The 25,917-nt window shown below is 49.9% G+C and carries 27 protein-coding genes; 11 read left to right on the top strand and 16 right to left on the bottom strand.

Annotated elements, in window-relative coordinates; all coding sequences use genetic code 11:
* Nucleotides 1–34: 34 nt before the first annotated feature.
* Nucleotides 35–535, top strand: coding sequence for a hypothetical protein (locus DSM465_RS0108450; RefSeq protein WP_008880754.1), 501 nt, complete (start codon nt 35–37; stop codon nt 533–535).
* A gap of 19 nt (nt 536–554) precedes the next feature.
* Entirely contained in the window at nt 555–1,457 is a 903-nt protein-coding gene (locus tag DSM465_RS0108445; protein WP_008880755.1) for a prenyltransferase, read from the top strand.
* A gap of 53 nt (nt 1,458–1,510) precedes the next feature.
* On the opposite strand, the gene DSM465_RS0108440 is transcribed toward DSM465_RS0108445, so the two are convergent.
* The 4 genes from DSM465_RS0108440 to DSM465_RS0108425 form a co-directional block, all read right to left on the bottom strand.
* Nucleotides 1,511–1,882, bottom strand: a complete 372-nt coding sequence (locus DSM465_RS0108440) for a DUF423 domain-containing protein (protein WP_008880756.1) — start codon at nt 1,880–1,882, stop codon at nt 1,511–1,513.
* A gap of 136 nt (nt 1,883–2,018) precedes the next feature.
* Nucleotides 2,019–2,264 carry a hypothetical protein gene (locus tag DSM465_RS0108435; protein WP_029761103.1) on the bottom strand — a complete coding sequence of 82 codons (246 nt, stop codon included), beginning with the start codon at nt 2,262–2,264 and terminating at the stop codon, nt 2,019–2,021.
* 243 nt (nt 2,265–2,507) lie between these two features.
* Nucleotides 2,508–2,807, bottom strand: a complete 300-nt coding sequence (locus DSM465_RS0108430) for a YwdI family protein (protein WP_008880758.1) — start codon at nt 2,805–2,807, stop codon at nt 2,508–2,510.
* Nucleotides 2,808–2,823: 16 nt separating this feature from the next.
* Nucleotides 2,824–3,513, bottom strand: coding sequence for a uracil-DNA glycosylase (locus DSM465_RS0108425; protein WP_008880759.1), 690 nt, complete (start codon nt 3,511–3,513; stop codon nt 2,824–2,826).
* A gap of 146 nt (nt 3,514–3,659) precedes the next feature.
* Here DSM465_RS0108425 and DSM465_RS0108420 point away from each other — a divergent pair, with 146 nt between their 5' ends.
* Genes DSM465_RS0108420 through DSM465_RS0108410 form a run of 3 tightly spaced genes read left to right on the top strand, consistent with a single transcriptional unit; the run spans nt 3,660 to nt 5,225 of the window.
* Complete coding sequence (locus DSM465_RS0108420; RefSeq protein WP_008880760.1) at nt 3,660–4,010, top strand: STAS domain-containing protein; 351 nt, start codon at nt 3,660–3,662, stop codon at nt 4,008–4,010.
* Nucleotides 4,007–4,495 (top strand): anti-sigma B factor RsbW, encoded by a 489-nt coding sequence (rsbW, locus tag DSM465_RS0108415; protein ID WP_008880761.1) that lies wholly within the window; start codon nt 4,007–4,009, stop codon nt 4,493–4,495. The genes DSM465_RS0108420 and rsbW overlap by 4 nt, the downstream gene beginning before the upstream one ends.
* Entirely contained in the window at nt 4,455–5,225 is a 771-nt protein-coding gene (locus DSM465_RS0108410; protein WP_008880762.1) for a sigma-70 family RNA polymerase sigma factor, read from the top strand. Before rsbW ends, DSM465_RS0108410 begins: the two co-directional genes overlap by 41 nt.
* Nucleotides 5,226–5,274: 49 nt before the next feature.
* Here the strand turns inward: DSM465_RS0108410 and DSM465_RS0108405 are convergent, their stop codons facing one another.
* The 8 genes from DSM465_RS0108405 to DSM465_RS0108370 all read right to left on the bottom strand — a co-directional run bounded on the left by DSM465_RS0108405 (nt 5,275) and on the right by DSM465_RS0108370 (nt 14,534).
* Nucleotides 5,275–7,155 carry a SpoIIE family protein phosphatase gene (locus DSM465_RS0108405; protein ID WP_394359148.1) on the bottom strand — a complete coding sequence of 627 codons (1,881 nt, stop codon included), beginning with the start codon at nt 7,153–7,155 and terminating at the stop codon, nt 5,275–5,277.
* 244 nt (nt 7,156–7,399) lie between these two features.
* On the bottom strand, nt 7,400–8,035 hold the full coding sequence (locus DSM465_RS0108400; protein WP_029761098.1) for an FMN-dependent NADH-azoreductase: 636 nt from the start codon (nt 8,033–8,035) through the stop codon (nt 7,400–7,402).
* A 182-nt stretch (nt 8,036–8,217) separates the two neighbouring features.
* Nucleotides 8,218–8,367 carry a hypothetical protein gene (locus tag DSM465_RS19595; RefSeq protein ID WP_008880765.1) on the bottom strand — a complete coding sequence of 50 codons (150 nt, stop codon included), beginning with the start codon at nt 8,365–8,367 and terminating at the stop codon, nt 8,218–8,220.
* A 265-nt stretch (nt 8,368–8,632) separates the two neighbouring features.
* Entirely contained in the window at nt 8,633–10,015 is a 1,383-nt protein-coding gene (locus DSM465_RS0108390) for a glycine--tRNA ligase (RefSeq protein WP_029761097.1), read from the bottom strand.
* A 264-nt stretch (nt 10,016–10,279) separates the two neighbouring features.
* Entirely contained in the window at nt 10,280–11,155 is an 876-nt protein-coding gene (locus DSM465_RS0108385; RefSeq protein WP_049756702.1) for a glycosyltransferase family 2 protein, read from the bottom strand.
* A gap of 198 nt (nt 11,156–11,353) precedes the next feature.
* Nucleotides 11,354–12,550 carry an MFS transporter gene (locus DSM465_RS0108380; RefSeq protein ID WP_029761096.1) on the bottom strand — a complete coding sequence of 399 codons (1,197 nt, stop codon included), beginning with the start codon at nt 12,548–12,550 and terminating at the stop codon, nt 11,354–11,356.
* A gap of 329 nt (nt 12,551–12,879) precedes the next feature.
* A complete protein-coding gene (locus DSM465_RS0108375) occupies nt 12,880–13,374 on the bottom strand; it encodes a PTS sugar transporter subunit IIA (RefSeq protein ID WP_029761095.1) in 495 nt (164 codons plus the stop codon).
* Between the two features lie 92 nt (nt 13,375–13,466).
* Nucleotides 13,467–14,534 carry a tartrate dehydrogenase gene (locus tag DSM465_RS0108370; protein ID WP_029761094.1) on the bottom strand — a complete coding sequence of 356 codons (1,068 nt, stop codon included), beginning with the start codon at nt 14,532–14,534 and terminating at the stop codon, nt 13,467–13,469.
* 139 nt (nt 14,535–14,673) lie between these two features.
* Here DSM465_RS0108370 and DSM465_RS0108365 point away from each other — a divergent pair, with 139 nt between their 5' ends.
* The 3 genes from DSM465_RS0108365 to pdxK all read left to right on the top strand — a co-directional run bounded on the left by DSM465_RS0108365 (nt 14,674) and on the right by pdxK (nt 18,294).
* Nucleotides 14,674–15,909: a PucR family transcriptional regulator gene (locus DSM465_RS0108365; RefSeq protein WP_029761093.1), complete on the top strand. Its 1,236-nt coding sequence runs from the start codon at nt 14,674–14,676 to the stop codon at nt 15,907–15,909.
* Between the two features lie 117 nt (nt 15,910–16,026).
* The gene (ald, locus tag DSM465_RS0108360) at nt 16,027–17,160 is read left to right on the top strand and encodes an alanine dehydrogenase (RefSeq protein WP_008880772.1); all 1,134 of its coding nucleotides are present in this window, start codon (nt 16,027–16,029) and stop codon (nt 17,158–17,160) included.
* A gap of 318 nt (nt 17,161–17,478) precedes the next feature.
* Nucleotides 17,479–18,294 (top strand): pyridoxine/pyridoxal/pyridoxamine kinase, encoded by an 816-nt coding sequence (pdxK, locus tag DSM465_RS0108355; RefSeq protein ID WP_008880773.1) that lies wholly within the window; start codon nt 17,479–17,481, stop codon nt 18,292–18,294.
* Between the two features lie 413 nt (nt 18,295–18,707).
* On the opposite strand, the gene putP is transcribed toward pdxK, so the two are convergent.
* Nucleotides 18,708–20,165: a sodium/proline symporter PutP gene (putP, locus tag DSM465_RS0108345; RefSeq protein ID WP_008880775.1), complete on the bottom strand. Its 1,458-nt coding sequence runs from the start codon at nt 20,163–20,165 to the stop codon at nt 18,708–18,710.
* Nucleotides 20,166–20,574: 409 nt separating this feature from the next.
* On the opposite strand from putP, the gene DSM465_RS0108340 reads away from it, so the two are divergent.
* The 3 genes from DSM465_RS0108340 to DSM465_RS0108330 all read left to right on the top strand — a co-directional run bounded on the left by DSM465_RS0108340 (nt 20,575) and on the right by DSM465_RS0108330 (nt 22,842).
* Nucleotides 20,575–21,396, top strand: coding sequence for a basic amino acid ABC transporter substrate-binding protein (locus DSM465_RS0108340; RefSeq protein WP_008880776.1), 822 nt, complete (start codon nt 20,575–20,577; stop codon nt 21,394–21,396).
* Between the two features lie 70 nt (nt 21,397–21,466).
* Nucleotides 21,467–22,123, top strand: a complete 657-nt coding sequence (locus DSM465_RS0108335) for an amino acid ABC transporter permease (RefSeq protein WP_008880777.1) — start codon at nt 21,467–21,469, stop codon at nt 22,121–22,123.
* Nucleotides 22,120–22,842, top strand: coding sequence for an amino acid ABC transporter ATP-binding protein (locus DSM465_RS0108330; protein ID WP_011888433.1), 723 nt, complete (start codon nt 22,120–22,122; stop codon nt 22,840–22,842). Before DSM465_RS0108335 ends, DSM465_RS0108330 begins: the two co-directional genes overlap by 4 nt.
* A gap of 194 nt (nt 22,843–23,036) precedes the next feature.
* On the opposite strand, the gene qoxD is transcribed toward DSM465_RS0108330, so the two are convergent.
* Genes qoxD through qoxB form a run of 3 tightly spaced genes read right to left on the bottom strand, consistent with a single transcriptional unit; the run spans nt 23,037 to nt 25,902 of the window.
* The gene (qoxD, locus tag DSM465_RS0108325) at nt 23,037–23,336 is read right to left on the bottom strand and encodes a cytochrome aa3 quinol oxidase subunit IV (RefSeq protein WP_008880780.1); all 300 of its coding nucleotides are present in this window, start codon (nt 23,334–23,336) and stop codon (nt 23,037–23,039) included.
* 1 nt (nt 23,337) lies between these two features.
* Nucleotides 23,338–23,952, bottom strand: a complete 615-nt coding sequence (gene qoxC / locus DSM465_RS0108320; RefSeq protein ID WP_011888435.1) for a cytochrome aa3 quinol oxidase subunit III — start codon at nt 23,950–23,952, stop codon at nt 23,338–23,340.
* A 3-nt stretch (nt 23,953–23,955) separates the two neighbouring features.
* Complete coding sequence (qoxB, locus tag DSM465_RS0108315; RefSeq protein WP_011888436.1) at nt 23,956–25,902, bottom strand: cytochrome aa3 quinol oxidase subunit I; 1,947 nt, start codon at nt 25,900–25,902, stop codon at nt 23,956–23,958.
* Nucleotides 25,903–25,917 lie beyond the last annotated feature (15 nt).

Genomic DNA, 25,917 nt, shown 5'->3' with positions numbered 1-25,917 from the left:
TGGTGGTAAACAACACAAAAAGAGGGGTCTGTTTATGGCTTGGACGTCGCGTGATTTTCTGCTCGGGGTACATCTTGTCGCGGCGATCATGTGGGTAGGAGGCGTGGCATTCATCGGCTGGGCGGTGTATCCCGCCTCCCGATTCATGCGGCCGCTTCAGCGCCAGCAATTTTTCCGATCGCTTATGCAGTGGTCGCACCGGCCGCTCGCCGCAGCAGGCGCCGTCGTCATCACCACCGGCATATGGCTTGGCACAGCTGCTGGGCCGATTCACAGTTGGGCGGATGTATGGCTGACCGCCTATGGCCGTGTATGGCTGACCGCCCTCCTCACAGGAACCGCCACGCTCGCTTGGGGGATGTTTGTCGGTTACCGCAAAGCGATGACCGTGTTTGCCGATGAAGAACTTTGGCAACAAGCCGAACATGGCAATGACGCACCGTTAAAAAACGCGATGACTTCGATCATTGCCATTCAGTCGGTCGAAGCGGCCGGGTTTGTCGTACTCATCCTATGCATGCTTTTACTTTCCTGATGGAAACGAGGGGTTGGCATTGCGATATGAACATTGCGAAGAAGATCAGCGTTGGTTTTATCGTTTTTCATGGTTTCACTTAATGCGTCCGTTGACATGGAGCGGGACGATCAGCCCTGTGCTGGCCGCTACCGCGCTGGCGGCAAAAAAAGGGGCTGTTCGGATCGACGTGTTGTTGGCAATGCTGGCCGCCTCTGTGCTGATCCAGTCGGCAGTCAACATGCTGAATGACTATTTCGATCGATTGCGTGGCCAAGACGTTGATAAATGGACAAACAAGCATGACGACGGTCCCGCCCATCGCTCGATCCCTGCCGTTGCGAGCGCCATGCTGACCGCCGCGGTTGCGTTAGGCGCGTACTTGGCATGGCAAAGCTATGCAGCTATCGCGTGGATCGGCACCGTAGCGATCATATGCGGGATTGCGTATTCAGCCGGGCCACGCCCGCTCGCCTCGCTCGGCTTAGGCGAGTTGACTGCCGCTACTTGTATGGGGCCGGTAGTGACCGTACTCGCTTATGCCGTACAAAGACATGCGCCAAACGCCGCTCCGTTTGCCTTGTCCATCCCGTTCGCCTTGCTCATTGCCTCGATGATTTTGACGAACAACATCCGCGACATCGAAAAAGACCGACCGTTTCGCCGCACGTTAGCCATTCGGCTTGGACGGAAAAACGCAGCACGGCTTCTCGCTGTTTTGCTCGCTTCCACCTACTTGTCGATCGCCGTCTTAATTTTTTGGCATGTCGTCCCTTTGCTTGCTGCGATCACAGTGCTCGCACTGCCGCTTGCTATCCGGCTTTGTCTTTGTTTCCGTCCCAGCGCTAGCCGAGCTGAGGAAATCAGCGGCATGAAATGGGCCGCTCGGCATCATTGGGCGGTTGGTCTGCTACTGACGTTAAGTCTATGGCTTTCACCATAAGATGAATATAGACGCCAGCCAAAAAAACGGAGCGCTCGGCTCCTGCGCTCCGTTTACAACCATTTTAACGCCGCATAACCAATCATCACCCAGGCGATTAAAAAAGCGACACCGCCAAACGGGGTGATGGCACCAAGCGGCTTGATTTGCGTGACACTTAATATGTATAAACTGCCGGAAAACAGCACAATCCCCGCCAACATCACCCAGCCGGCCACACCGATCAACCCAGCATTCGGTGCTTTGCCAAGCAACAGACCGACCACAAGCAATCCGGTCGTATGAAACATTTGGTATTGCACTGCCGTTTTCCAAGTTTCTAAATAACGGTCCGGAATTTTCCCCTCGAGGCCGTGCGCACCAAATGCTCCCAATGCGACGGCCAAAAACGCGTTCAACGCGCCAAGAAAGATGAATGTTTTCATCGTGACACCGCCTCTTTCTAATCTAAGATTCCTTCTTTATTTATAAAATAGTGACATGCTACAACAACACGCATCCCCAATCAGAATCAACAAGGAGCCGCCTTCTTTTTATTTTATCAGGATAAGACCATGTTTGTTAGAACCATTCTTGACGCATACGTTTTAAAAAGTTGCGGGCAATCGGAAAGCCGGAGCCTTCGCCGATAACAGAATCAATTCCACAGTACGGGCAAAGTGCTGTATCTCCCTGATCAACCCACTCTGTAATCTCCCCCGGGCTAAAAATGGCCAAACAATGAAAACAGCCGCATAGCGCATCGTTTTGTAGATATTTTCGATTGTGAGCGCTGAAACGATGTGCAGCTCTGACATCTTGCTGCATCCATGTGCCCCCTTGTTTCTACGTTTTTTGACGACTCATCCCACCCGGCTTTTTTATAACGAAACGAGCCGCTTCGGAGCATGGCTGGTTGGACTCATGCCCAAGCCGGAGAGCCGCTCGTTATTCTCCGGCGCAAACAAAAGTAGACAGCCTAATAGAGGAAAAACCTTTCACTCTAGTAGCGAAAAACCTGCGGAAAAGAGCAAATGACAAACTTTCTTTGCGGCTGTTGCAAGTATGTCATCAAAAATCCAACAACGACTCCCCGTTCGCATCATCATCAATGTCAGGAGATTTCCCGCCAGTAGACATGCCGCCAACCGAAAAACCAACCGCAGCGGGGAACGATCCGCCGGCGACAAGCGGCTCTGTCGAGACAGACGGAACGGACGGCTGCGGCTGATCTGTCGTTTCCAGCATTAAGTCGCATAAAGCACGAACAGCGGCGATGTGTTCGCGCATCCGCTGCGGGTCGTTCGTAACTTTCGCTTTCCGAAGCTCGTCTTCCATTTTGGCGACAACAGCAGCAAAAGAAATGGACATGGTGTTTCCTCCTTGTTCATTCGGCGCGGGCGCCGATGTTTTCGATTTGCCAGTCGATCGGTTCGCGTCCGCACTTTGTCAAAAATGCGTTCGTCCGCGAAAACGGGCGGTGACCGAAAAAGCCGCGCGCGGCAGAAAACGGGCTCGGGTGCGGCGCCTCGATGATATGATGACGCGGGTTCGTGATGCGTTCTTTTTTCTCTTGCGCGTTCCGCCCCCAAAGCAAAAAGACGACTGGATCGTCTTTTTCGTTGACGAGCTCAATGACGCGGTCGGTGAAATGTTCCCACCCTTTGCCGCGGTGGGAATTTGCCTGGCCGCGCCGAACCGTCAGCACGGTGTTTAGCAACAGCACCCCTTGCTTTGCCCATTTCACGAGGTAGCCGTTATCCGGTATGTAACAGCCAAGGTCATCATGCAGTTCTTTAAAAATGTTGACCAAAGACGGCGGCACCGGAACGCCCGGCTTAACGGAGAAACTCAACCCGTGCGCCTGCCCTGGGCCGTGGTACGGATCTTGCCCGAGCAACACGACTTTGACGTTCGCGTACGGCGTATAATGAAGGGCGTTGAAAATATCGTACATATCAGGATAAATCGTTCGCGTCCGATACTCTTCTTTTAAAAACTCGCGCAGCTTTAAGTAATATGGCTTTTGAAACTCCTCTTCTAGAAGCGGAGCCCAATCGTTTTTTAAAATCGGCATTGCAGCCACTCCTTTGGCATTGGCTTTTTTCTTTTCTGTTTCAAATAGTATAAAATATGGGTATATCCATTGTAAACGTCTTAGGGGTGGACAACCTTATTATACGATGACGAAGCCAAACCATCGAGCATTTGGGGTGAACCAACATGGACAGGAAACGATTTCATATCGTTCATGACGAACAGCCAGATCGGCACATGGTATACATAAAAGGAGAGCTTGATTTAGCGGCGGCCGAACAGTTTCAGCGTGCTGTCGAACCGCTTGCCAATGACGCAACGAAACTGCTTGTCATCCATTTAGACGAATTGACGTACATTGACAGCACCGGCATTGGCATGCTGGTCGCACTGTTGAAAACGAGAAAAAAGCAAGGAGCGCGGTTTGCCATTGAAAACGTGCCCCCCAAGGTGCAGCGTTTGTTTGATTTAACGGGAGTATCTTACTTTTTTTCCGAAGCGAACGATACGACAGAAAGGATCGGAGGCCAATCATGAAAGAGCATGAAACCGTCGTACAACTATCGATTCCAGCTGATGCGCAGTTTATCGATATCGCGCGTTTGACGTTGTACGGGCTGGCCGCTAAGATGGGATTTTCGTATGAAGAGATTGAGGATATGAAAGTCGCTGTTTCAGAAGCATGCAATAACGCCGTTTTGCATGCGTACAACGGAAGAAGGGGAATGATTCATCTCCGCTTTGAAATGAGCGCCGATGCCTTAGCGATTGTTATTAAAGATGAAGGCAAAGGATTTGATTACAAACAAGTAGCGAAACAGGCAGCACCACTGTCCGCTAAGCCGATTGAGGACGTCAAAATCGGCGGTCTCGGCCTCTTTTTAATGGAAGCGCTCATGGACGATGTAAGTGTCACAACAGCGGACGGAACAGAAGTCCGCCTCACGAAATTCCGCCATCGCGGCGAAGGAGAGCATGCCCATGAATGTATATCCCCCTCCTCTGTCCAAGAGCAAGCTTGACGCCCTCATTTCCGCCTATCAACAAACAAAGACGGAAGAAGCGGCGACAGCACTGCTCGTTCGCTTCGAGCCGCTCATTGCGGCCGCAGCAAAAAAAATGGCGCGCAGCCGTCCTGATTTTTATGAGGACTTATTTCAAGTCGGACGGTTATCGTTTTTGCGCCTCCTTGAGCATTACGACCCGAACCAAGGAACAAGCTTTGAATCGTATGCAATGAAAAGCTTGATCGGCTATATGAAAAACTATTTGCGCGACAAAGCGTGGTATATTCAAGTACCGCGCAGAGTGAAAGAAAACGGAAGCAAAGTGCAGAAGGCGATCGATGAGCTGACTGTCACACTTGAGCGATCACCGAACATCGAGGAAATAGCCAACCATTTAGGTTTATCGGTCGAAGAAACGATTGAAATTTTGGCTGGCCGCGACCATTATCAGGCGATTTCCATCGATGCCCCCGTGCAAGACGGGGAAAAGGACGCGACGACCATCGGCGAATTTCTTGCCGATGACACGAATGAGGTCGAGGCGCTGATCGAGCGGCTTGACTTGCAAGAAGCAATCGGCAAGCTGAGCGAGCAGGAGCGGATCGTCATCGAGGCGGTGTTTCGCCGCGGAGAAACACAGCGCTCGCTCGCTAAACGGCTCGGCGTCTCCCAAATGACGATCAGCCGCATCCAAAAGCGGGCGATTGAAAAACTGAAGCGGCAGCTTGCCGCCTATTCGTCATAATGGCAGAAGAAAGCGCCGCCTTCACCATCAAGCAGTATAAACGCTGATGTCAACGGCGGCGCAATAGCAACAACGTCTGATCGTCTTTTTGCTCGTATTGGTGATACGCTTTCACCTGCTCGTACAAATCGTGAACAACTTGTGAGGCAGGCTGGTCGAGGTTGGTGCGTGTGACCATTGAGGCGAGGACAGAAAAGCCATCAGCCACTTCTTCCCCGCGCTTTTCCGTCACTCCGTCCGTGTACAACAACACAAAATCTCCTGGTTCCAGTACAACCGATTTGGTCTCAAACGAAAATTGCGGGAACAAGCCGAGCGCGCATCCTTTGGCGTGAAGGGGCACGCATTGTTTCGTTTTCGCCCGGTATAGAAGCGCCGGCTCATGTCCGGCGCACGCATACGAAAACACGTGCGTTTTTTCATTGTAATTGCCGACAAACATCGTTACAAACATCGACGGTTCGGTGTAGTCATAGGCGAACCGATTCAACAAGTCAAGATACACATGCGGCTGCGTCCCATAATGGACCGTGCGGTCTAAAATAAATTTCATTAGTGTCATAAGCATTGCGGCTGGAATGCCTTTTCCCGACACATCAGCAATGCCGACAGACACGGATGTTTGGTGAACAGAAAAGCGGTAAAAATCGCCGCTTAATACCCGAGCGGGAACGCTGAGGACACCGATGTCGACATAGGATGGCAAATTCGCTTCGGAAGACGTCTGCAAGAGCGCACGCTGCATATTCGCTGCAAGCGACAATTCAAAATCAAGCTGTTCACGCTCTCGTTCAAGCCGCTCTTTCTCTTTTTTCTCCGTCATGTCGCGCAACACAGCGACAAGCCCCGTCAGCGCACCGTCTTCGATTACTGGCGCCAGCGTGTAGCTCACCGGCAAACAAACACCGTCGTATCGGCAAAATGACTCTTCCTCAACGCGGATCACTTCGCCGCTTTTCAACCGTTTGACGACGTAGCGCAGCTGCTTCCAATCCCATGCGTCACCATTCGGCCCAGCAAGCGAAACAAAAGAAAATAACGGCTTTCCTTTCGCTTCGTCAGGGACGACACCGAGCAGTCGACCGGCTTCTGGGTTCATCCAAACGATTTGCCCGTCTCGGTCTAACATCATCAGTCCTTCGCCAAGGGCGTTCGCCATCATTTCCAGCTGCTGTTCGTGTTGCTTGAGTTCTACATACGGCTTTTCAATCGTCTCCACATACATAGCGCGCAAGACATACAAAAATCCGGACACTTCGTACAGCTGCCCCCATAGCACATGCCCAGGGCCCAACATCAGCAACACTTGGCCAAAAGCGAACAACAGTAAAGCCATCAACCAGTACAAGGGGGAAGGAGAGCCGCCTTGCCGATAGCGACGCCATACGATCGCGGCGGCTGCTGCATCAAACAATCCAACCGCCCCTTCTCCCGCCTGCCACCAAAGCGGCCAGCGGCTCGTCCCATCTCCCAGCCAAAGCGACGCTGTAAAATGAAGCAATAGACCGATAGCAGCTGTATAAACCAAGGCCATCAAAAACGCCTGCCAACGCTGTCCGCTGTGCCGTTCCATCACCTCGTCCGGACGTGAAAATAAAAAGAGCAACCCCCAAGCGATCGTAAAGCGAGCAGCAAGCGAAAACAGCGACGCTTCACCCGCGTCCGCGAATGAAAGGAGAAAATGAAAGGAAAACAGCGATCCTGAGGAAAAAAATAACGCCCCCATCACGAGCCGCTCCATCGACAGCGTATGGGGAAACACCGCCCATCCTTGCATGGCGACAAGCCAGCAGACGACAACGGCGGCAAGCCCTAAAGCAAGATGAATAGAATGATAGAAACTAGGGGGAAAAGAGAGCCGCCCTGCAGCGAACAAAAGCACGCCAAATAACGTGGTTGCCAACATTGCCGCTATGCTGTGCAGGCGCATTTGCCGATTTTGTCTATGTTCGTTCACAAATGGTGAACCCCCACTCTTTGTTTATATGGTTTATTATACCATACGTCATCTAACTGACGTATAGGAACATCAAAGCGCTTTTCTGTTTTCTTTGGCTCCCACAACAAAAAAGAGGCTCTCCAAACAGAGAACCTCCCCAGATGAATAGTTGGCCATTTCCCGCGCAATATTTACTATCATAACAGAATCGAGAAACACATCCTGCCTGTCTCGATCAAAATGTATGAGCCAATTCTTTTGCCCGAGCAATGGCGTTCGCTTTAATTTCTTCCGCTTTTTCCGGCACGGCCGCATGTCCCTCGACAAACAGGCCTTCAAATGATGGTACGCCAAAAAATTGCATGATAATTTCTAAATAACGGTGTCCCATTTCCATTTGTGCTGCTGGGCCTTCCGAATAAAAGCCACCACGCGCCTGAATGTGGAGCGCTTTTTTATCGGTGAGCAACCCGATCGGTCCTTGTGCCGTGTATTTGAACGTTTTTCCAGCTACAGCCACTGCATCAATGTATGCTTTCAATACCGGTGGGAAGGAAAAGTTCCACATCGGCGTGACGAACACGTATTTATCAGCGGAGATGAATTGATCGCACAGCTCATTCATCCGTCCAACTTTCGTTTTTTCTTCGGCCGACAGCTGTTCAAACGACTGACCAGAGCGAAGCTTGCCCCAACCGCTGAACACATCGACATCGATTTCCGGAATATACTCTTTATATAAGTCAAGATGAATGACCTCATGGTCCGGATGCACTTGTTTATATGTCTCAATAAATGCCTTCCCGACCGCCATGCTGTATGATTGTGTATCGTCGTGAGGATGGGCGGTGATGTACAATACTTTCGCCATGATGCATACTCCCTTTCTTAATGGTCTCATCATTTTAGTGTTTACTGTTGTTGAACACAGCATACACTTATCTCTAAATCAAATATCTCGAATACAAGGTAATTATATAAGGATGGTGGAAGCTTGGCAAGTCATTTGCTCAAAAAAAAAATTGCCCTTGAGGCAATTTACATACGGATCGGCTATTCACCTTGTTCAACAGCAAATGGGTTGCCGCTAATTTGTTTTCGTATTTCGTCCGTGAGCGTAAACGGTTCGTTGTTCACCATATTTTCATCCGCGTCACCAGGATAATGACCACTACCATCGTAATAGATCGGTTTCCCTTCCATAGTGGTTCCCCCCTCGATTCATGTAGGATACAGGAACTATTATGCATTTCTATTTTACCATTTATTCGATAAAATTTCGATGTTATTTTGAAATTTTTTCTATGAAATCAATTCCGTTTCCACACATCTTCCGATCACCCGCCTACTGGTTGGGCCAAAAAAAGAGGGCATCTCAAAAACAATGAGATACCCTTTCTCCATGACTGTATATGCGCATTGACAGATTCACCATTCTATATCTTTTGAGTCAACCCCGCCCATTTCATTAAAAGGCAATTTTTTTATCCAAAAAGGCTTTGAGCTCCCCAATCGGCAACCGCACTTGTTCCATCGTGTCACGGTCACGAACGGTTACTTGGCCATCTTGCTCGGACTCAAAGTCGTACGTGATACAAAACGGCGTGCCGATTTCATCTTGACGACGATACCGCTTGCCAATCGAACCTGTTTCATCGTAGTCGACCATGAAATGCTTCGCGAGCTCTTCATAAATTCGGCGCGCTCCGTCACCCAGCTTTTTCGATAACGGCAAGACAGCTGCTTTGTACGGCGCAAGCGCTGGATGCAAATGCATAACTGTCCGGGTCGTGCCGTCTTCGAGCTCTTCCTCGTCATAGGCGTCAATCATAAACGCGAGCGTGACACGGTCGGCACCGAGCGACGGCTCAATGCAGTACGGGATGTAGCGCTCATTCGTTTCTTGGTCAAGATAATGGAAATCCTCACCGGAGTGTTCCATATGCTGTTTTAAGTCGTAATCGGTGCGCGACGCAATACCCCAGAGCTCGCCCCAGCCGAACGGGAACTGATACTCGATATCAGTCGTCGCATTACTATAGTGGGATAATTCTTCTTTCGTATGGTCGCGCAGGCGGATATGTTCTTCGTTCATGCCGAGCGACAACAGCCATTCCTTGCAAAATTGTTTCCAGTAGTCGAACCATTTCAGCTCTTCGCCCGGTTTGCAGAAAAACTCAAGCTCCATTTGTTCAAATTCACGTGTGCGGAACGTAAAGTTCCCTGGCGTAATTTCGTTGCGGAAACTTTTTCCGATTTGCGCGATGCCAAACGGTAATTTTTTGCGCATCGTGCGCTGGACGTTTTTAAAGTTGACAAAAATACCTTGGGCCGTCTCCGGGCGCAAATAAATTTCGTTAGCGCTTGATTCGGTGACACCTTGGTATGTTTTGAACATTAAATTAAACTGACGCACGTTCGTAAAGTCACGACTGCCGCATTCTGGACAAGCGATGTCGTATTCACGGATAAGCTCTTCCATCTTGGCAAGCGGCAAACCGTCAACGACCATCTCAATTCCTTTTTCTTCAAGTGCCTGCTCAATCAGCTTGTCGGCGCGATGACGCGCTTTACACTGTTTGCAGTCGACCATCGGATCGTTGAAGTTGCCTAAATGGCCGGATGCTTCCCACGTTTTTGGGTTCATTAAAATGGCAGCGTCCAAACCGACATTGTGTGGCGATTCTTGGACGAACTTTTTCCACCACGCCCGTTTAATGTTATTTTTCAGCTCGACACCGAGCGGACCGTAATCCCATGTGTTCGCCAGCCCACCGTAAATTTCCGACCCCGGAAACACGAAGCCGCGATGCTTGGCGTGGGCAACGATTTCTTCCATTGTTGCAGCCATGTCATCATCCTCCTCCATATTCGATTTCCAACAATCAAAAACGCCCTCGCCCCTAGGCTTACTGCCTAGGGACGAGAGCGTAGCTCCCGCGGTTCCACCCTAGTTGATGCGCCAATGGCACATCCACTTTTCCATGTTTCCGCTCCGGACTGCCGTTTCATTAACCGTCTTCACCGGGCTTCCACCGCCCCCGGCTCGCTTTGGAAGAGAGGGTTAACTACTATTGATCCGTCATCGCGATTCGTTATACGATTTTATTCACTATCATAGCAAACCCAAAAAACTCCTGTCAATAGTTGCCCTCTTTTTTTGCGCCCAAAATCGCGACACCATCGGCTGACCGTCCCAGATGACTTCGCTTTCAGTTCGGCGACGCGCGACTTCCGGCTCGTCAAGCAACAGCCAAAAGTTTTTCACGGGCAAGTCGCCAAGCCCATGCTTCTCGCAAAGCCGCCGCAAGTAATGTCGCCGCTTGTCTCCCATTTGTCGCGACATATTGTCGCCGTCCGGGCTGAACGCGTACAAAACAGTCGCCGCCGCGACACGAGTGACGCGACAAGCGGACGCGGCACGCAAAAAGAAGTCCCAATCCCAATAATGATGAACCGACACATCAAAGTAACCGATTTCGTCATGAAGTGCTTTCCGATACACACTTCCGGACGGGACGTACGTTGAGAACGTCCGCATCGCTTCCAAATCATACTCATAGGCAAATAAAAAGCGGGCCATCGGCAAGCGTTGGTCATTTTCTACCCGATATTGGACAATCTCCGCATCGGAATAAGCGAAATCCGCATGCTCGAGCGCCGCTACCATCCGCTCTAAGTGGCATGGTAAAAGCAAGTCATCGTCATCACAAAGCATAATGTATTCACCGCGCGCCGCTTGGACGCCTACGTTGCGAGCCATCACATGTCCTTCATTGCAACGGTCGATGAGTCGGATCTCAAGCTCTGGGTACAAAGCGACAACATCATGGACCGGGACGCCGCCATCATTGACCACAATCACTTCAAATGAACGATACGTCTGCCGGCTGAGTGACTCGAGCAACTCGGCTAACGGATAGGGACGATTGTACGTCGGGATGACGACCGATACGAACGAATCCACCGAAAATCCACCGCCTCTCTCCATGTTCCCAAACAAAAAGGGGCTTACCCTTAAGGTATCGCCCCTATTTTTTGGTTGTCAACTTAGAAGGTTGGTCATGTAAATGGAGAACGTGATGCAAAACATGCATCTTCTCAAATAGAGAAATCTTGCAAACGTTAACCTTTTCCCTCGTCCGAAGACCGCTGCACGATGGAAAAACCATCGTTTTTCTCCATCCTGTTAGACGAGTTCTTGCTGCTTCGTTTCTTTGCCAAGAACGGCGACCGCGAGGACAGCAACAAGGACCGACAGGCAGAACAACGTAAAAATCGCTGTCACTGACACGCCTTGAGTAACAAGGGAGCCGACCAACAGCGGCCCAAAAATGCCGCCGATGCGGCCAAACGCCGCCGCCATACCGGCCCCGGTCGCACGGATTGACGTCGGGTATTGCTCCGGCGTGTAGGCGTACAGCGCCCCCCAGGCGCCGAGGTTGAAAAACGAGAGGAAGATGCCGGCTGCCATCAATCCAACAAGCGACTCGGCCGTACCGAAAAAGTAAGCACTCGCCGCTGTACCAAGCAAATAGGTGGTCAAAACAAACTTCCGCCCCGCCCGCTCGATCAGCCATGCGGCGCTGAAATAGCCAGGCAGTTGCGCCAAGGTCATGATGAGCACATATTCAAAGCTTTGGATTAAACTAAATCCCTTCATCACCATAACACTTGGCAGCCATAAAAACATGCCGTAGTACGAAAAGACGACACAGAACCAAAGGAGCCAAAGCATCGTCGTTTCCTTCCGATACGGAGCCGACCATACTTTCGCAATGTTGCTCCATATCGTTTCTTCTTTTTTTGTCGCCACAAACCGCGGTGAATCCGGCAATTGGAGGCGCAAATAAATGGCGTACAGCGCCGGTACGGCCGCCAACCATAACGCCACTCGCCAACCGTAAGTCGGAATGACAAAATACGAAATGAGCGCCGCCAGCAACCAGCCGCCGGCCCAAAAGCTTTCAAGCAGCACGACGACCCGGCCGCGGTCAGCCGCCGGCACCGCTTCGGAGACTAACGTCGAGGCAACCGGCAACTCACCGCCAAGCCCCATGCCAATCAAAAAACGAAGCACCAAAAATGCGGCCAACGTTGTCGTCAACGCCGACAGCCCGCTGCCGACCGAAAACAATAACAATGTGATAATAAAGACGTTTTTCCGGCCGATCCGGTCAGCCAGCAACCCGAACAAGAGCGCCCCGACCGCCATGCCGATCGAGTTGATACTGCCGATCCAGCCGACCTGCCCTGCATTTAAGTTCCAATCTTTTTGCAAGGCGGCCATCAAAAACGACAACATACCGACATCCATCGCATCAAACAGCCAGCCAAGGCCGGCGATACCTAACAGCTTGCGCTGGGAAATCGTCTGTTGATTCATGTATATCCTCCTGTCATTATTGATGTCAAGACAGAACCTATATCCATTATAGAAGCGGTTCAGCGCAAATTCAATCATATATTGATCATTTTCTCACAAAACAAACCGTCACATACAATGACCGCTCCCCTTCACTCACGCTTGGAAGTGAGGGTTTCTCGGTTCGAAATGATAAAAAAAGCCGCCAAACAATTCCCCCTCGTTTGACAGCTTTGTAGATGCAAGCATATTTTAGCGTTCCCATTTCTTGATATCCATATGAAGATACCCGTGAGTGCCAATTCCAACCGGCTGGTTATCCTGATGTGAGGAAAACCGGGCGGTGAATGTTATTTCATTTTTACATGAAATAAGACGGTCTCCCCTTTTGTCGCCGAGGCTTCGGCCTTTTTCTCAAGGGTAGCAAGCGCGTCGCCGTTCGTAATGATGATCGGCGTAATGGCGCTTTTCGCCTTTTCACGAACGAGCGAGAAGTCAACGGAAAGGAGCCGCTCGCCTCGTTTCACCCGGTCGCCGGCCTGTACATGGGCGGTAAACCCTTCTCCGTTCATCGCCACCGTATCGATGCCGACATGAATAAGCAGCTCAACCCCTGCTTCCGAGCGCAAGCCAACAGCATGTTTCGTCGGAAAAAGCTGAATGACTTCGCCATCCACTGGAGCGACAACGTCCCCTTCCGTTGGATCAATGGCGATACCGTCGCCCATCATTTTTTGCGCAAACACCGGATCAGGCACGTCCTCAAGTGGCACGACCGTCCCACTCAGCGGCGCAACAATCGTTTCTTCCTCTGACTGTTTTTTGCCAAACCATTTTTTGAACAACGTATGTCATCCTTTCTTTGTCAGTTCTTCCGACAACAAGTATACCCGAATGGAAGGAAACTGCAAACCGCGCCGCCTGCTGCTCTGACGGGTCAGGCATGCTCGCGCAAGCGTCGGCAAATTTCCGCGGCTACTTCCTTCGTCGTCGCCGTGCCGCCGATATCCGGTGTTTTGACGCCGTCGGCCGTAACCTCCTCGACTACGTTTAACAACAGAGCGCCGAGTTCTTCTTCACCGAAATGGTCAAGCATTAATTTGGCCGTCCAAATTTGCCCGATCGGATTGGCAATGCCTTTGCCGTAAATGTCCGGCGCTGAACCGTGCACGGGCTCAAACATTGACGGGTACTTGCCGTTGACGTTTATGTTCGCCGCCGGAGCGATGCCGATGCTTCCCATAATGGCGCCGCCGAGGTCAGTCAAAATGTCGCCGAACAAGTTGCTTGCGACAACAACGTCAAACATGTGTGGCCGTGTGACAAAAAAGGCCGCCAACGCGTCGATATGGTACGACGCGGTCGCGACATCCGGATAGTCGCGCTTGACGTCGGCGAACACTTCGTCCCAAAACGGCATCGTATGGAAAATACCGTTTGATTTTGTTGCGCTCGTTACATGCCTTTTCCGCTTTCGGGCCAGCTCGAACGCGTAGCGCATCGCCCGCTCCGTTCCTTTGCGGGTAAATACGGCGTTTTGGATGGCGATTTCATCTTCACCGCGATGAATGCGCCCACCGACTTCACTATATTCACCTTCGCTGTTTTCACGGACGACGATGAAATCAAATTCGTGCGGCTCCGCAAGCGGGGAGGACAAGCCGTGGAAATATTTCGCTGGACGGATATTGATCACTTGTTCAAATTCGCGGCGGATTTTCAAGAGCAAGCCCCATAATGAAATATGATCGGGAACAAGCGCTGGATTGCCGACCGCTCCAAGAAAAATGGCATCAAAATTTCGCAAAATCGATAACCCGTCATCCGGCATCATTTTGCCGTGTTCAACATAGTAGTCACAGCTCCACGGAAATTCGGTGAACGAAAACGTCATTCCCCCATGGACATCGGCGACGGCCCACAGCACATCCAACGCTGCTGGCACGACTTCCTTACCGATGCCGTCGCCGGGAATAACAGCGATTTCCCACTTTTTCACAACCATCTCCTCCTTGTCCACTCTCTCTTTGCCATTCATTCAACAAAAAGTGCACTCACTCCTCTTTCTTTGTAGAATGCATGAACAATCCTCATTTATGGTAAAATCAAACTAAAATCCTATGGACAATGCGAGGGAAACAAATATGTCTCATTACAATGACCCGTTCCGCGGCGAGTTTGACAGCCTTGAAGAGTTTGCCGACCGCGTCAGCGACGTGCTGCGATGTCCGGTGACCATCGAAGACGCGAACCATCGGCTCATCGCCTACAGCGCCCATGATGATCACACCGACCCGGCACGGACGGCGACAATCATCAGCCGACGCGTTCCAGAAAAAGTGATTAACAGCTTATGGAAACAAGGTGCCATTCCAGCGTTGCTGAAAAGCCGTGAACCGGTGCGCGTTCCACCAATTGAAGGTGTTGGCCTCGGCAGCCGCGTCGCCGTCTCCATTTGGAAAAACGATGAAGTGATCGGCTTTATCTGGGTGCTCGAAACGAACCGGACGCTCTCGCCTGAGGAGATGGAATGGCTGAAGCTGGCGGCCAAAGCGGCGAAAAATAAAGTGTTGCAACTGTATATGCGCAAAAACAAAAAAGAAGAACGAGTGCAAGAGCTGTTTTGGAAACTACTCACCAGTCATATCGCGACCGAAGATGAAATCCGTGCGCATCTTGCCGCGGTGCAAATTACGGCAGCGCCGCAGTTTGCTGTCGTCGTCTTCCGTTTTGCGGCCGATTTGACCACCGAAATGGAACGGCAAATTTCCTACTTATTACAAACAACTCAGCAACTCCCGCTCCTTCTCTATACAACTGACAGACGTAACGTCATTTTGCTAGCAGCGCCGAAAACGGATCAGCCGCTAAAAGAACTGAACGAATTCATCGAGTCGTTTTCCGCGAAAATGAAAGAGCGATTTCACATTCATGATGTGCAAAGCGGATTCGGTGGCGTATACGAGTCATATCGTCTGATCGAAAAAAGCTACCGTGAAGCGCTCGCCGTACTAGCGCTGAAAGAAAAATTCGGCAATGAAATAAAGACGGTTTACGGCTACGCCCAGCTCGGCATTTACCAGTTTTTTGACTTTTTGCTTGAGAAAAAGCGGCAAGGGGAATGGGCCAACCCAGCTTTAGCCAAGCTGCACATATACGATAAAAAACATCATAGCGATTTAGTGAAAACGTTCGAAACATTCTTTGATCATAATGAAAACGTGCAAGAAACCGCCGACGCCCTCAACATTCACCCGAACACGCTTGCTTACCGGTTAAAAAGAATCGCTGACATTGCTGAGCTTGATCTCAATGATATGAATCAAAAAATCAAATTATATATCGATATTAAATTAGCGAAATATGAAGCGCATAGTTAATTTGTGAAAATCCACAAAAACTGTGTGCTTCTTTTCTCTTTTTTGAACAATGTCCGACCTGCTCCTTTTCTTTTATACTATAGGTGCAGCCACTTCTTACGAGGAGGAACGATATTGATGATTATTGGAGTACCAAAGGAAATCAAAAATAACGAAAACCGTGTCGCGATTACGCCAGCAGGCGTTTTGTCATTCGTTCAAGCAGGACATAAAGTGCTCATCGAAAAAGAGGCAGGAGTTGGAAGCGGTTTCAGCGACGACGATTACATCCGCGCTGGAGCGCAAATCATTGAACGTGCCGAAGACGTTTGGGCACAGGCTGATATGGTAATGAAGGTAAAAGAGCCGCTGCCAAGTGAATACGGCTATTTCCGTCCAGGTCTCATTTTGTTCACGTATTTGCATTTGGCGGCAGAGCCGGAATTGACTCGCGCCTTAAAAGAAAGCGGTGTCATCGCCATCGCTTATGAGACGGTGCAAGTCGGCCGCACGCTGCCGTTGTTGACGCCGATGAGTGAAGTCGCTGGACGGATGGCGGCGCAAATCGGGGCGCAATTCTTAGAAAAACCGTACGGAGGAAAAGGCATTTTGCTTAGCGGCGTTCCTGGCGTTGCCCGCGGTAAAGTAACGATCATCGGCGGTGGGGTCGTCGGTACGAACGCAGCAAAAGTCGCGGTCGGTCTTGGTGCAGACGTGACGATCATCGACTTGAACGCTGACCGTCTCCGTGAGCTTGACGACATTTTCGGCCACCAAATTACAACGCTCATGTCCAACCCGATGAACATCGCTGAAGCAGTTGCTGAAGCTGACCTTGTCATCGGTGCGGTTCTCATCCCAGGCGCACGGGCACCGAAACTCGTCACGGAAGATATGGTAAAAGCAATGAAACCGGGCTCGGTCATTGTCGATGTCGCCATCGACCAAGGCGGTATCGTTGAAACGAGCGACCACGTCACGACACATGACAACCCGACCTACGTCAAACACGGTGTCGTCCACTATGCAGTCGCTAACATGCCGGGTGCCGTCCCGCGCACTTCGACGATCGCCTTGACGAACGTCACGATCCCATACGCTTTACAAATCGCTAATAAAGGCGTTATCCAAGCCATTGCTGACAACCCGGCGCTCGAGCTTGGCCTCAACGTCGCCAACGGCGAAATCACGTACGAAGCGGTTGCCCGCGACCTCGGTTACCGCTACGTACCGGCCCGCGAAGCGCTCGGCAAAACGTTGGCGGCCAACTAAACGCTAACGAATGCGGCCGGCAAAGCGCGTTGTCGGCCGCATGTTCATCGCTGCCCATTCACTGCCATAAATTGCCGTCCCATACGGACGGCTTTTTTTATTTGTTCGTCATGCAAAATCGTTTTCTTCCATCAAGACAGGCGTTGTATAATGATAATGCTTGGGAAAGAAGGACGTTTTGTGAACTGTCTAGAAAAACAGATTGTTTCGCGGCGCGTTCGCTTGTTCTCGAGATCTTTTCTGCCGATGTGGAACGACTGTTTTATCCTTGAGACAGATTCATGATATGATTTTCATTAAAAAGGAGAGTGAATCACGATGACGATGCCCAAAGCATTAACGATCGCCGGCTCAGACAGTAGTGGCGGCGCTGGACTGCAAGCGGATATAAAAACCTTTCAAGAGCTTGGCGTGTATGGAATGACGGCGATTACGACAATCGTCGCCATGGATCCGCACAATCGTTGGGCGCATCAAGTGTTTCCTGTTGACTTGGCAACGATCGAAGCTCAGCTTGAGACGATCATCGTCGGTGTCGGCGTTGACGCCTTAAAAACAGGGATGTTACCGACGACTGACATCATTGAGTTGGCCGCACGAACGATTGAAAAACACGGCTTAACAAACGCCGTCATCGACCCAGTCATGGTGTGCAAAGGGGCGGACGAGCCGCTTCACCCAGAAAATACAGTGTGCTACCGTGAAACGCTCGTGCCAAAAGCGACGGTTGTGACGCCGAATTTGTTTGAGGCAGCTCAATTATCCGGTCTGCCGCGCATTGAAACGGTGGAAGATATGAAAGAGGCAGCCGGGCGCATTCATGAGCTCGGCGCGCAATATGTCATCGTCAAAGGTGGACGGAAAATCCCGCATGACTACGCAGTCGATGTCCTCTATGACGGCAAAACGTTCGAGCTGCTTGAATCAGAACGAATTGAAACGACGTATACACATGGAGCCGGCTGTACGTTCTCGGCGGCCATCGCTGCCGAACTGGCAAAAGGCCGCCCGGTCAAAGACGCCATTGCGACCGCCAAGGCGTTCATCACCGCTGCCATTCGCCATTCATTCCCATTAAACGAATACGTCGGACCGACACACCACGGCGCTTACCGCCGCTATATGGAACAATAGACAAGGCTTCAGCCTTGTCTTTTTTTATCAAGCAGCAGGTGGCCGCATCGGGACATCTAACTGCCGTCTCGCCGTCAAAAACAGATTTCATGATGAGGTTTCCATGTGCAGGAGCGAAAAAAGGAGGCGCAATGATATCGAAAAGGTCTAGGATAAGGGATTCCTTCCACCTAAGCATGAAAATGGCGTGCGCATTTTCAGAAAAAAAGGGCGGTCGCGACATAGCGCAACCGCCACACCGACTTGTACTCGGATGGGGACGGGACGACATCATGCCGCGACAAACGCCCGCATCCGGACTAGAATCGGGTGACATGGTGTCGCGACAACACCTGTACTTGAGTCGGGACATACAAAAATATCTCATTGACAACAGGGTGTCCCTACGACAAAGGACACCCTGTTTGTCTTGCTTATGACAGCGACTGTTTAAACCGGTCAAATTGCTCGGCCACTTTCCCTTCCGGTGCCTTCGTCAGCAAGCTCACCACGACAATGGCAAGCAAGCTTGCGGCAAATCCTGGGATCATTTCATACAGCAGCCCTTTTAAGTAGTCTGATTGCGTCCAGAGGATGACTGTCATCGCTCCAGCGACCATGCCGGCGAACGCTCCCCATTTCGTCATTCGCCGCCAAAACAAGCTTAGCAAAATAACCGGGCCAAATGACGCGCCAAACCCAGCCCACGCATAGCCGACCAAGTTTAAAATGGTATCGTTTTTCGTGTATGCCAACGCGGTCGCGACAATGGCGACAACGAGCACCGACAGGCGGCCGACAAGGACAAGCTCCTTGTCTGAAGCCGAGCGGCGGAACAGCACTTTATACAAATCTTCAGTCAGCGAGCTGGACGTGACAAGCAGCTGTGAGGAAATCGTGCTCATGATCGCTGCCAAAATCGCCGCCAGCAAAAATCCCGTGATGATTGGATGGAACAAAATTTCACCAAGTTGGATAAACACCGTTTCCGGGTCATCGAGCTTCATGCCGCGTTGCGAAAAGTAAGCGATTCCAAAAAGACCTGTCAGCATAGCCCCAACGATTGAAAAAATCATCCAGCCCATGCCAATGCGACGGGCGCTTTTCATTTCTTTGACCGATTTAATGGCCATAAAACGGACGATAATGTGCGGTTGGCCAAAATAACCAAGCCCCCAGGCGAATAATGAAATAATCCCGAGAAAACTCGTTCCTTTCCACAGATCTAACAAAGCTGGATCAATATCGCGAATCGTCTCGATCGTATCAACCGGCCCACCTGTGTGAAACAGTGTCACAGCCGGGACAAGAATGAGAGCGATAAACATGATGGTCCCTTGTACAAAGTCCGTCCAGCTGACCGCCAAAAAGCCGCCGAACAACGTATAAGCAACGACAACACCGCCGACGATCCATAACCCCGTATGGTAGCTGACCCCAAACGAGTTCTCAAACAACACACCACCTGAGACAAGACCGGATGAAACGTAAAACGTGAAAAAGATCATAATGACAATCCCAGACACCATCCGCAACAATTTCGTCGTATCGCTGAAGCGATTTTCTAAAAATTCCGGAATCGTAATCGAGTCGTTCGCTACTTCTGTATAAACACGCAGCCGCGGCGCAACATACAGCCAGTTCGCATAAGCGCCTAGCGTCAGCCCGATGGCAATCCAAGCGGCGCTCACCCCGTCAAGATACATCGCTCCTGGCAACCCCATCAACAGCCAGCCACTCATATCGGAAGCCCCAGCGCTCAACGCGGTGACCGCTGGTCCGAGCGTCCGACCGCCGAGCACATAATCGGACAAGTTGGACGTCCGTTTATACGCCCAATAACCGATCCAAAGCATGCCAACTAAATAAACAATGACGGAAAATAAAACCATGAAGACTCTCCTTCCTTTGCTGTCTTGTCATCACTTTCATCATAACGAAATCGATAGTATTTACACAATAGTATTTATTTTTTTCCATATCGCTATAGTAAACGAATTCACAAAACCTTTGCCAATCCCTACCCCTTTCTGCTATAATATTTTGTAAATTCAAATAAATCATTTATACTTTTCTCTATTACAAAAACTATTTCATAAAAATGCATGTAAAATTATATTTCCCATATAAATTCCAGTTAATGCAGAGAAAAACATTGGAAAAATGCGCATTTTCCCTTTTTGTAACCAAGTACCAAAATGTTCAAACAATTATTTTTATAAAACCTATTGCATAATCACAAAAATATTGATAGTATGATAATCGTTCATCGACAATGATTCCAAAGGGGGATTTTCTAGGATGTTAAGATTGAAGAAAGGATTCATCGTGGCTGTCGTTGCTGCGTTGTTTATGGCGCTCGCCGCTTGCGGCAAGTCGACAGAAACAACCTCTTCGTCAGGCAGTGAGAAAGAAACGAAACAAAAAATCACTGTCGGAACAGACGCTGCGTTTGCTCCGTTTGAGTATATGGAAAAAGGGAAAGTCGTTGGTTTTGATGCTGACCTTCTCGATGCGGTCATGAAAGAAGCCGGCTTGGACTATGAGTTGAAAAACATCGGCTGGGATCCGCTGTTCGCTTCGCTGCAAAGCAAAGAAATCGACATGGGCATTTCCGGTATTACTATCACGGATAAGCGGAAACAATCGTATGATTTCTCAGCTCCGTACTTTGAAGCAACCCAAGTGATCTTAGTGAAAGAAGGCAGCCCAGTGAAAAACGCCCTCGACTTAAAAGGGAAAACGATCGGTGTCCAAAACGCGACCACTGGTCAAGAAGCTGCTGAAAAGCTGTTTGGCAAAGGTGAGCATATTAAAAAGTTCGAAACAAGTGTTGTTGCCATTATGGAGATGTTAAACGGCGGTGTTGATGCCGTGATCACCGATAACGCAGTAGCGAACGAATATGTGAAAAACAATCCGGACAAAAAATTGCAAGTCATTGAAGATCCGGACAACTTCACTTCGGAATATTACGGTATCATCTTCCCGAAAGATAGCGACTTGAAAGCAAAAGTGGATGAAGCGTTAAAGAACATCATTGAAAACGGTAAATATACAGAAGTTTACAAAAAATGGTTTGGCATAGAACCGAATATTGAAAATTTAAAGCAACAACAATAAGCGCACGAACAAAGGAAAATGCGTAACTGCTAGCAAGTTACGCATTTTTCTTAAGAGAAAGGTGAGATTGATGGATTTTCGTTTTGATATTATTGTTGAATACGCTCCTTACTTTTGGAAAGGGCTGCTCGTAACGATCGGCGTCTCATTAGCCGGCATCGTGTTCGGCCTCATCCTCGGCCTGTTCATCGGCCTTGGGAAAATGTCCAGGCACCCACTCATCCGCCTGCCGTTCACATGGTACATTAACTTTTTCCGCGGCACGCCACTTGTCGTGCAAATTTTGCTCGTCCATTTTGGTGCCATGCCGCTTTTGCTTGCAGAACCGAACGCCCTCGTATCCTTAGTCGTCTCACTGTCACTGAACTCCGCCGCCTATGTCGCGGAAATTTTCCGCGCCGGTATCCAGTCCATCGACAAAGGGCAAATGGAAGCGGCTCGCTCGCTTGGGATGACGCACGCGCAAGCGATGCGATACATTATTTTGCCGCAGGCGTTAAAGCGGATGATTCCGCCGTTTGCGAACGAGTTTATCGTCTTGATTAAAGATTCGTCGCTCGGGATGATTATCGCCGCCCCGGAAATTATGTACTGGGGAAAAGCGGCCGCTGGTGAGTATTACCGCGTCTGGGAGCCGTATTTAACCGTTGCATTTATCTATTTAATTTTGACGCTCTCCTTAAGCAAACTGTCACATTATCTTGAAAGGAAGTATTCGACCCAATGATCGATGTACGCCAATTAAAAAAATCGTTCGGTTCACTCCAAGTGTTAAAAGGAATCGACGCGCATATTCACGAAGGGGAAGTTGTCGTCGTCATCGGCCCATCGGGATCGGGGAAATCGACGTTTTTGCGTTGTTTAAACTTGCTTGAGGATTTCGATGAAGGTGAGATTATCATTGACGGCATCAATTTGAAGGCGAAAGACACCAATTTAAATAAAGTGCGCGAGGAAGTCGGCATGGTGTTTCAACGCTTTAACTTGTTCCCTCACATGACGGTGCTCAACAACATTACACTCGCGCCGATGAAAGTGCGCAAATGGCCGCGCGAAAAAGCGGAAGCAAAAGCGATGGAACTGCTTGCCAAAGTCGGTTTGCAAGACAAAGCCAATGTCTATCCGGATTCCCTCTCCGGTGGGCAGGCGCAGCGCGTTGCCATCGCCCGGGCATTGGCCATGGAACCGAAAATCATGCTCTTTGACGAACCGACGTCAGCCCTTGACCCAGAAATGGTCGGCGAAGTGCTTTCCGTCATGAAGCAGCTCGCCAATGAGGGGATGACGATGGTCATTGTCACCCATGAGATGGGCTTTGCCCGCGAGGTCGGTGACCGCGTCTTATTTATGGACGGCGGCTACATCGTCGAAGAAGGAAAACCGGGAGACTTGTTCGACCGCCCGCAGCACGAGCGGACAAAAGCGTTTTTGTCAAAAGTATTGTAAAAGGCGTCTTGCCATTTGGGGCAAGACGCCTTTTTCTATGGTGAAATTCCTCCCTTTCACACCGCCTTCCTGGAAGGTTAAGCAAAAATGATTGTTTCTCCCTTTTGGGGCGGTTTTTGAGGCTAAGGTTTGCAAGATTTTTTAAGCTGGCCGCATTGACGATGACACCACCGGGTCTCTAGGCCAATCTTGCTTTACAATACAAATTGCATGACCCAAACCGAACCGGCCACAACAACGACAGCGATGAAAAAGCTGTACACCATGTTGAACGTTTGCACTTTGCCGCTGTCGCTTTCCGCTACATGCATGAACATAAATAGTTGCAAGCTTGCTTGAATCATCGCAAACAAAACAATGACGACGATGACTGCCTTAAGCGGCAGCCCGGACGAGAGCGCCACCCACAGTGCCGCAAACGTTAAGAGGAGCGAAAGAACAAAACCGATTAGATGTTTCCATGGAAATGATTCATGATGGCCGTTCGTACCCATGTTACACCACCATCCCTAACAAATAAACGAGCGTGAAAATAAAAATCCAAACAACGTCTAAAAAGTGCCAATACAAGCTGACGATAAACACTTTTCTTGCTGTTTTTACTGTCAACCCGCGCTGGAGTAACTGGATGATGATGAAAATCATCCAGCCGATCCCTAAACTGACGTGAGCGCCGTGCGTGCCGACAAGGACGAAAAAGCTTGATAAAAAGGCGCTTGTCTGCATCGTCGCCCCTTCATGGACATAATGAATAAACTCGCGAACTTCAAATGTAATAAACCCAATCCCAAGCAAAAGCGTAACAAGCAGCCAAGCGAGAAGCCCAGCAAGCCGGCCGCGGCGCATTTCAAAAATGGCCAACCCGCACGTGAAACTGCTCGTCAACAACAACAACGTTTCAATCAATACGTCTTTTACTTGGAACAATTCCTGCGCTGTCGGTCCGGAGCCGGTTCGCTGGAATAAGACAAGGTAAGTCGCAAACAAGGTCGCAAATAAGACGACTTCTGCCCCTAAAAAAATCCAAAATCCTAAAATGTTGAGCCGATTTTCCTCTGTCCGATACTCAAGCGGCATCGTTTCATCATAACGATGTACTGCTTCTCCCATTCGTCACGCCCCCTTTCGCGCCGCTCGCTCAGTCCGTTTAATTTCATCGACGCCAATATGATAGCCGTCATCATTTTCAAACGAGCGGAGAATGAGCCCGAGCACAATGAACAACGCACCGGCAATCGCTAATGCAAACCATTTGAACACAAGACCAAACCCTGCGACAAAGAATGCGACCGAGATCCAAAACGGACGCCCCGAATTGCTTGGCATATGGATCGGCTTCAATTCCTCCTCTTTCACTTGGAAACCGCCTTGTTTTTTCTTCATTACCCAGTACGCATCCAAATCGTCAACAATCGGAGTGACCGGGAAATTGTAGTGCACCGGTGGCGACGCAGTCGCCCACTCAAGCGTCCGTCCATTCCACGGGTCGCCGGTCATGTCACGTTCGCCATAGCGAGCGCTGTAATAAATGTTATAGCAAAGTACAATAAATCCGATTCCCATCAGCACCGCCCCAACGGTCGCAACGACGTTGAGCGGCGTCCAGCCGAGACCGTCCGAATATGTGTACATGCGGCGCGTCATTCCCATAAGTCCGAGGAAATACATCGGGAAGAAACAGACGTTAAAGCCGATCATAAATAGCCAAAACGTCCATTTGCCGAGCCGCTCGTTTAACATATGGCCGAACATCTTCGGATACCAGTAATGCAAGCCGGCAAAGCAGGCAAACACCACACCCGCGATTAACACATAATGGAAGTGGGCAATCAAGAAATAGCTGTTATGATATTGGTAATCAGCCGCTGCCATCGCCAACATAACGCCCGTCACACCGCCGATGACAAAGTTCGGAATGAATGCCAGCGACCAAAGCATCGCCGTCGTAAAACGGATCTTCCCTTTCCGGAGCGTAAACAACCAGTTGAAAATTTTCACCCCGGTTGGGATGGCAACAGCCATCGTCGTAATCGAGAATACCGAGTTAACCTCTGGTCCGGCGCCCATCGTAAAGAAATGGTGCACCCAAACAATAAAGCTTAAAAAGGCGATACCGACGATCGAGTAAACCATCGCTTTATAGCCAAACAGCCGTTTCTGCGCAAACGTACTGACGATTTCCGAGAAAATGCCGAACGCTGGCAAAATCACAATATATACTTCCGGATGTCCCCAAATCCAGAACAAGTTCGCCCACAGCATCGACATACCGCCATTCGCCATCGTGAAAAACTGTGTATCAAATAAGCGGTCGAACGTCATTAACGCCAACGCAACTGTCAACACTGGGAAAGCGAACACAATCAAAACGCACGTAATGAGAATCGTCCACGTAAACATTGGCATGCGCATCAACGTCATGCCTGGCGCGCGCATTTTCAAAATCGTCACAAGGAAGTTGATTCCGGTCATTAACGTTCCGATCCCGGAAATTTGCAAGGAAACAGCGTAATAGTTGTTGCCGACGCCAGGGCTGAACTCATTGCCAGCGAGCGGAAAGTACGCCGTCCAACCAGCATCCGGCGAACCGCCAATGACAAACGAAATGTTAAACAACATTGCACCGAAGAAAAAGAGCCAAAAACTTAACGCATTCAAGTATGGAAACGCGACATCGCGCGCCCCGATTTGCAGCGGAACGACAATGTTCATCAAACCGATAATAAACGGCATCGCCATAAACAAAATCATAATCGTCCCGTGCGTAGTGAAAATTTCATTATAATGCTGGGCATCAAGAAAATTCATATTAGGAGCTGTCAACTGTGCCCGCATTAAAAGGGCATCGACGCCGCCGCGGAAGAGCATGAGCACCGCGCAAATAATGTACATGACGCCAATTTTTTTATGGTCGACAGTCGTAAGCCATTCATTCCAAATCCATTTCCACTTTTTAAAATACGTCAATACAAACACAATGCCGACCATCGTTAAGACGATCGCGACATCAGCCGCATAAATCAGCGGCTCACCCGTGACGAAAAACTCGCTCCATTTCATCGCCCGTTCCCCCCT

This window comes from Geobacillus thermodenitrificans subsp. thermodenitrificans DSM 465, assembly GCF_000496575.1.
Taxonomy (GTDB): Bacteria; Bacillota; Bacilli; order Bacillales; family Anoxybacillaceae; genus Geobacillus; species Geobacillus thermodenitrificans.
This window is presented reverse-complemented; position numbering and strand designations above follow the sequence as displayed.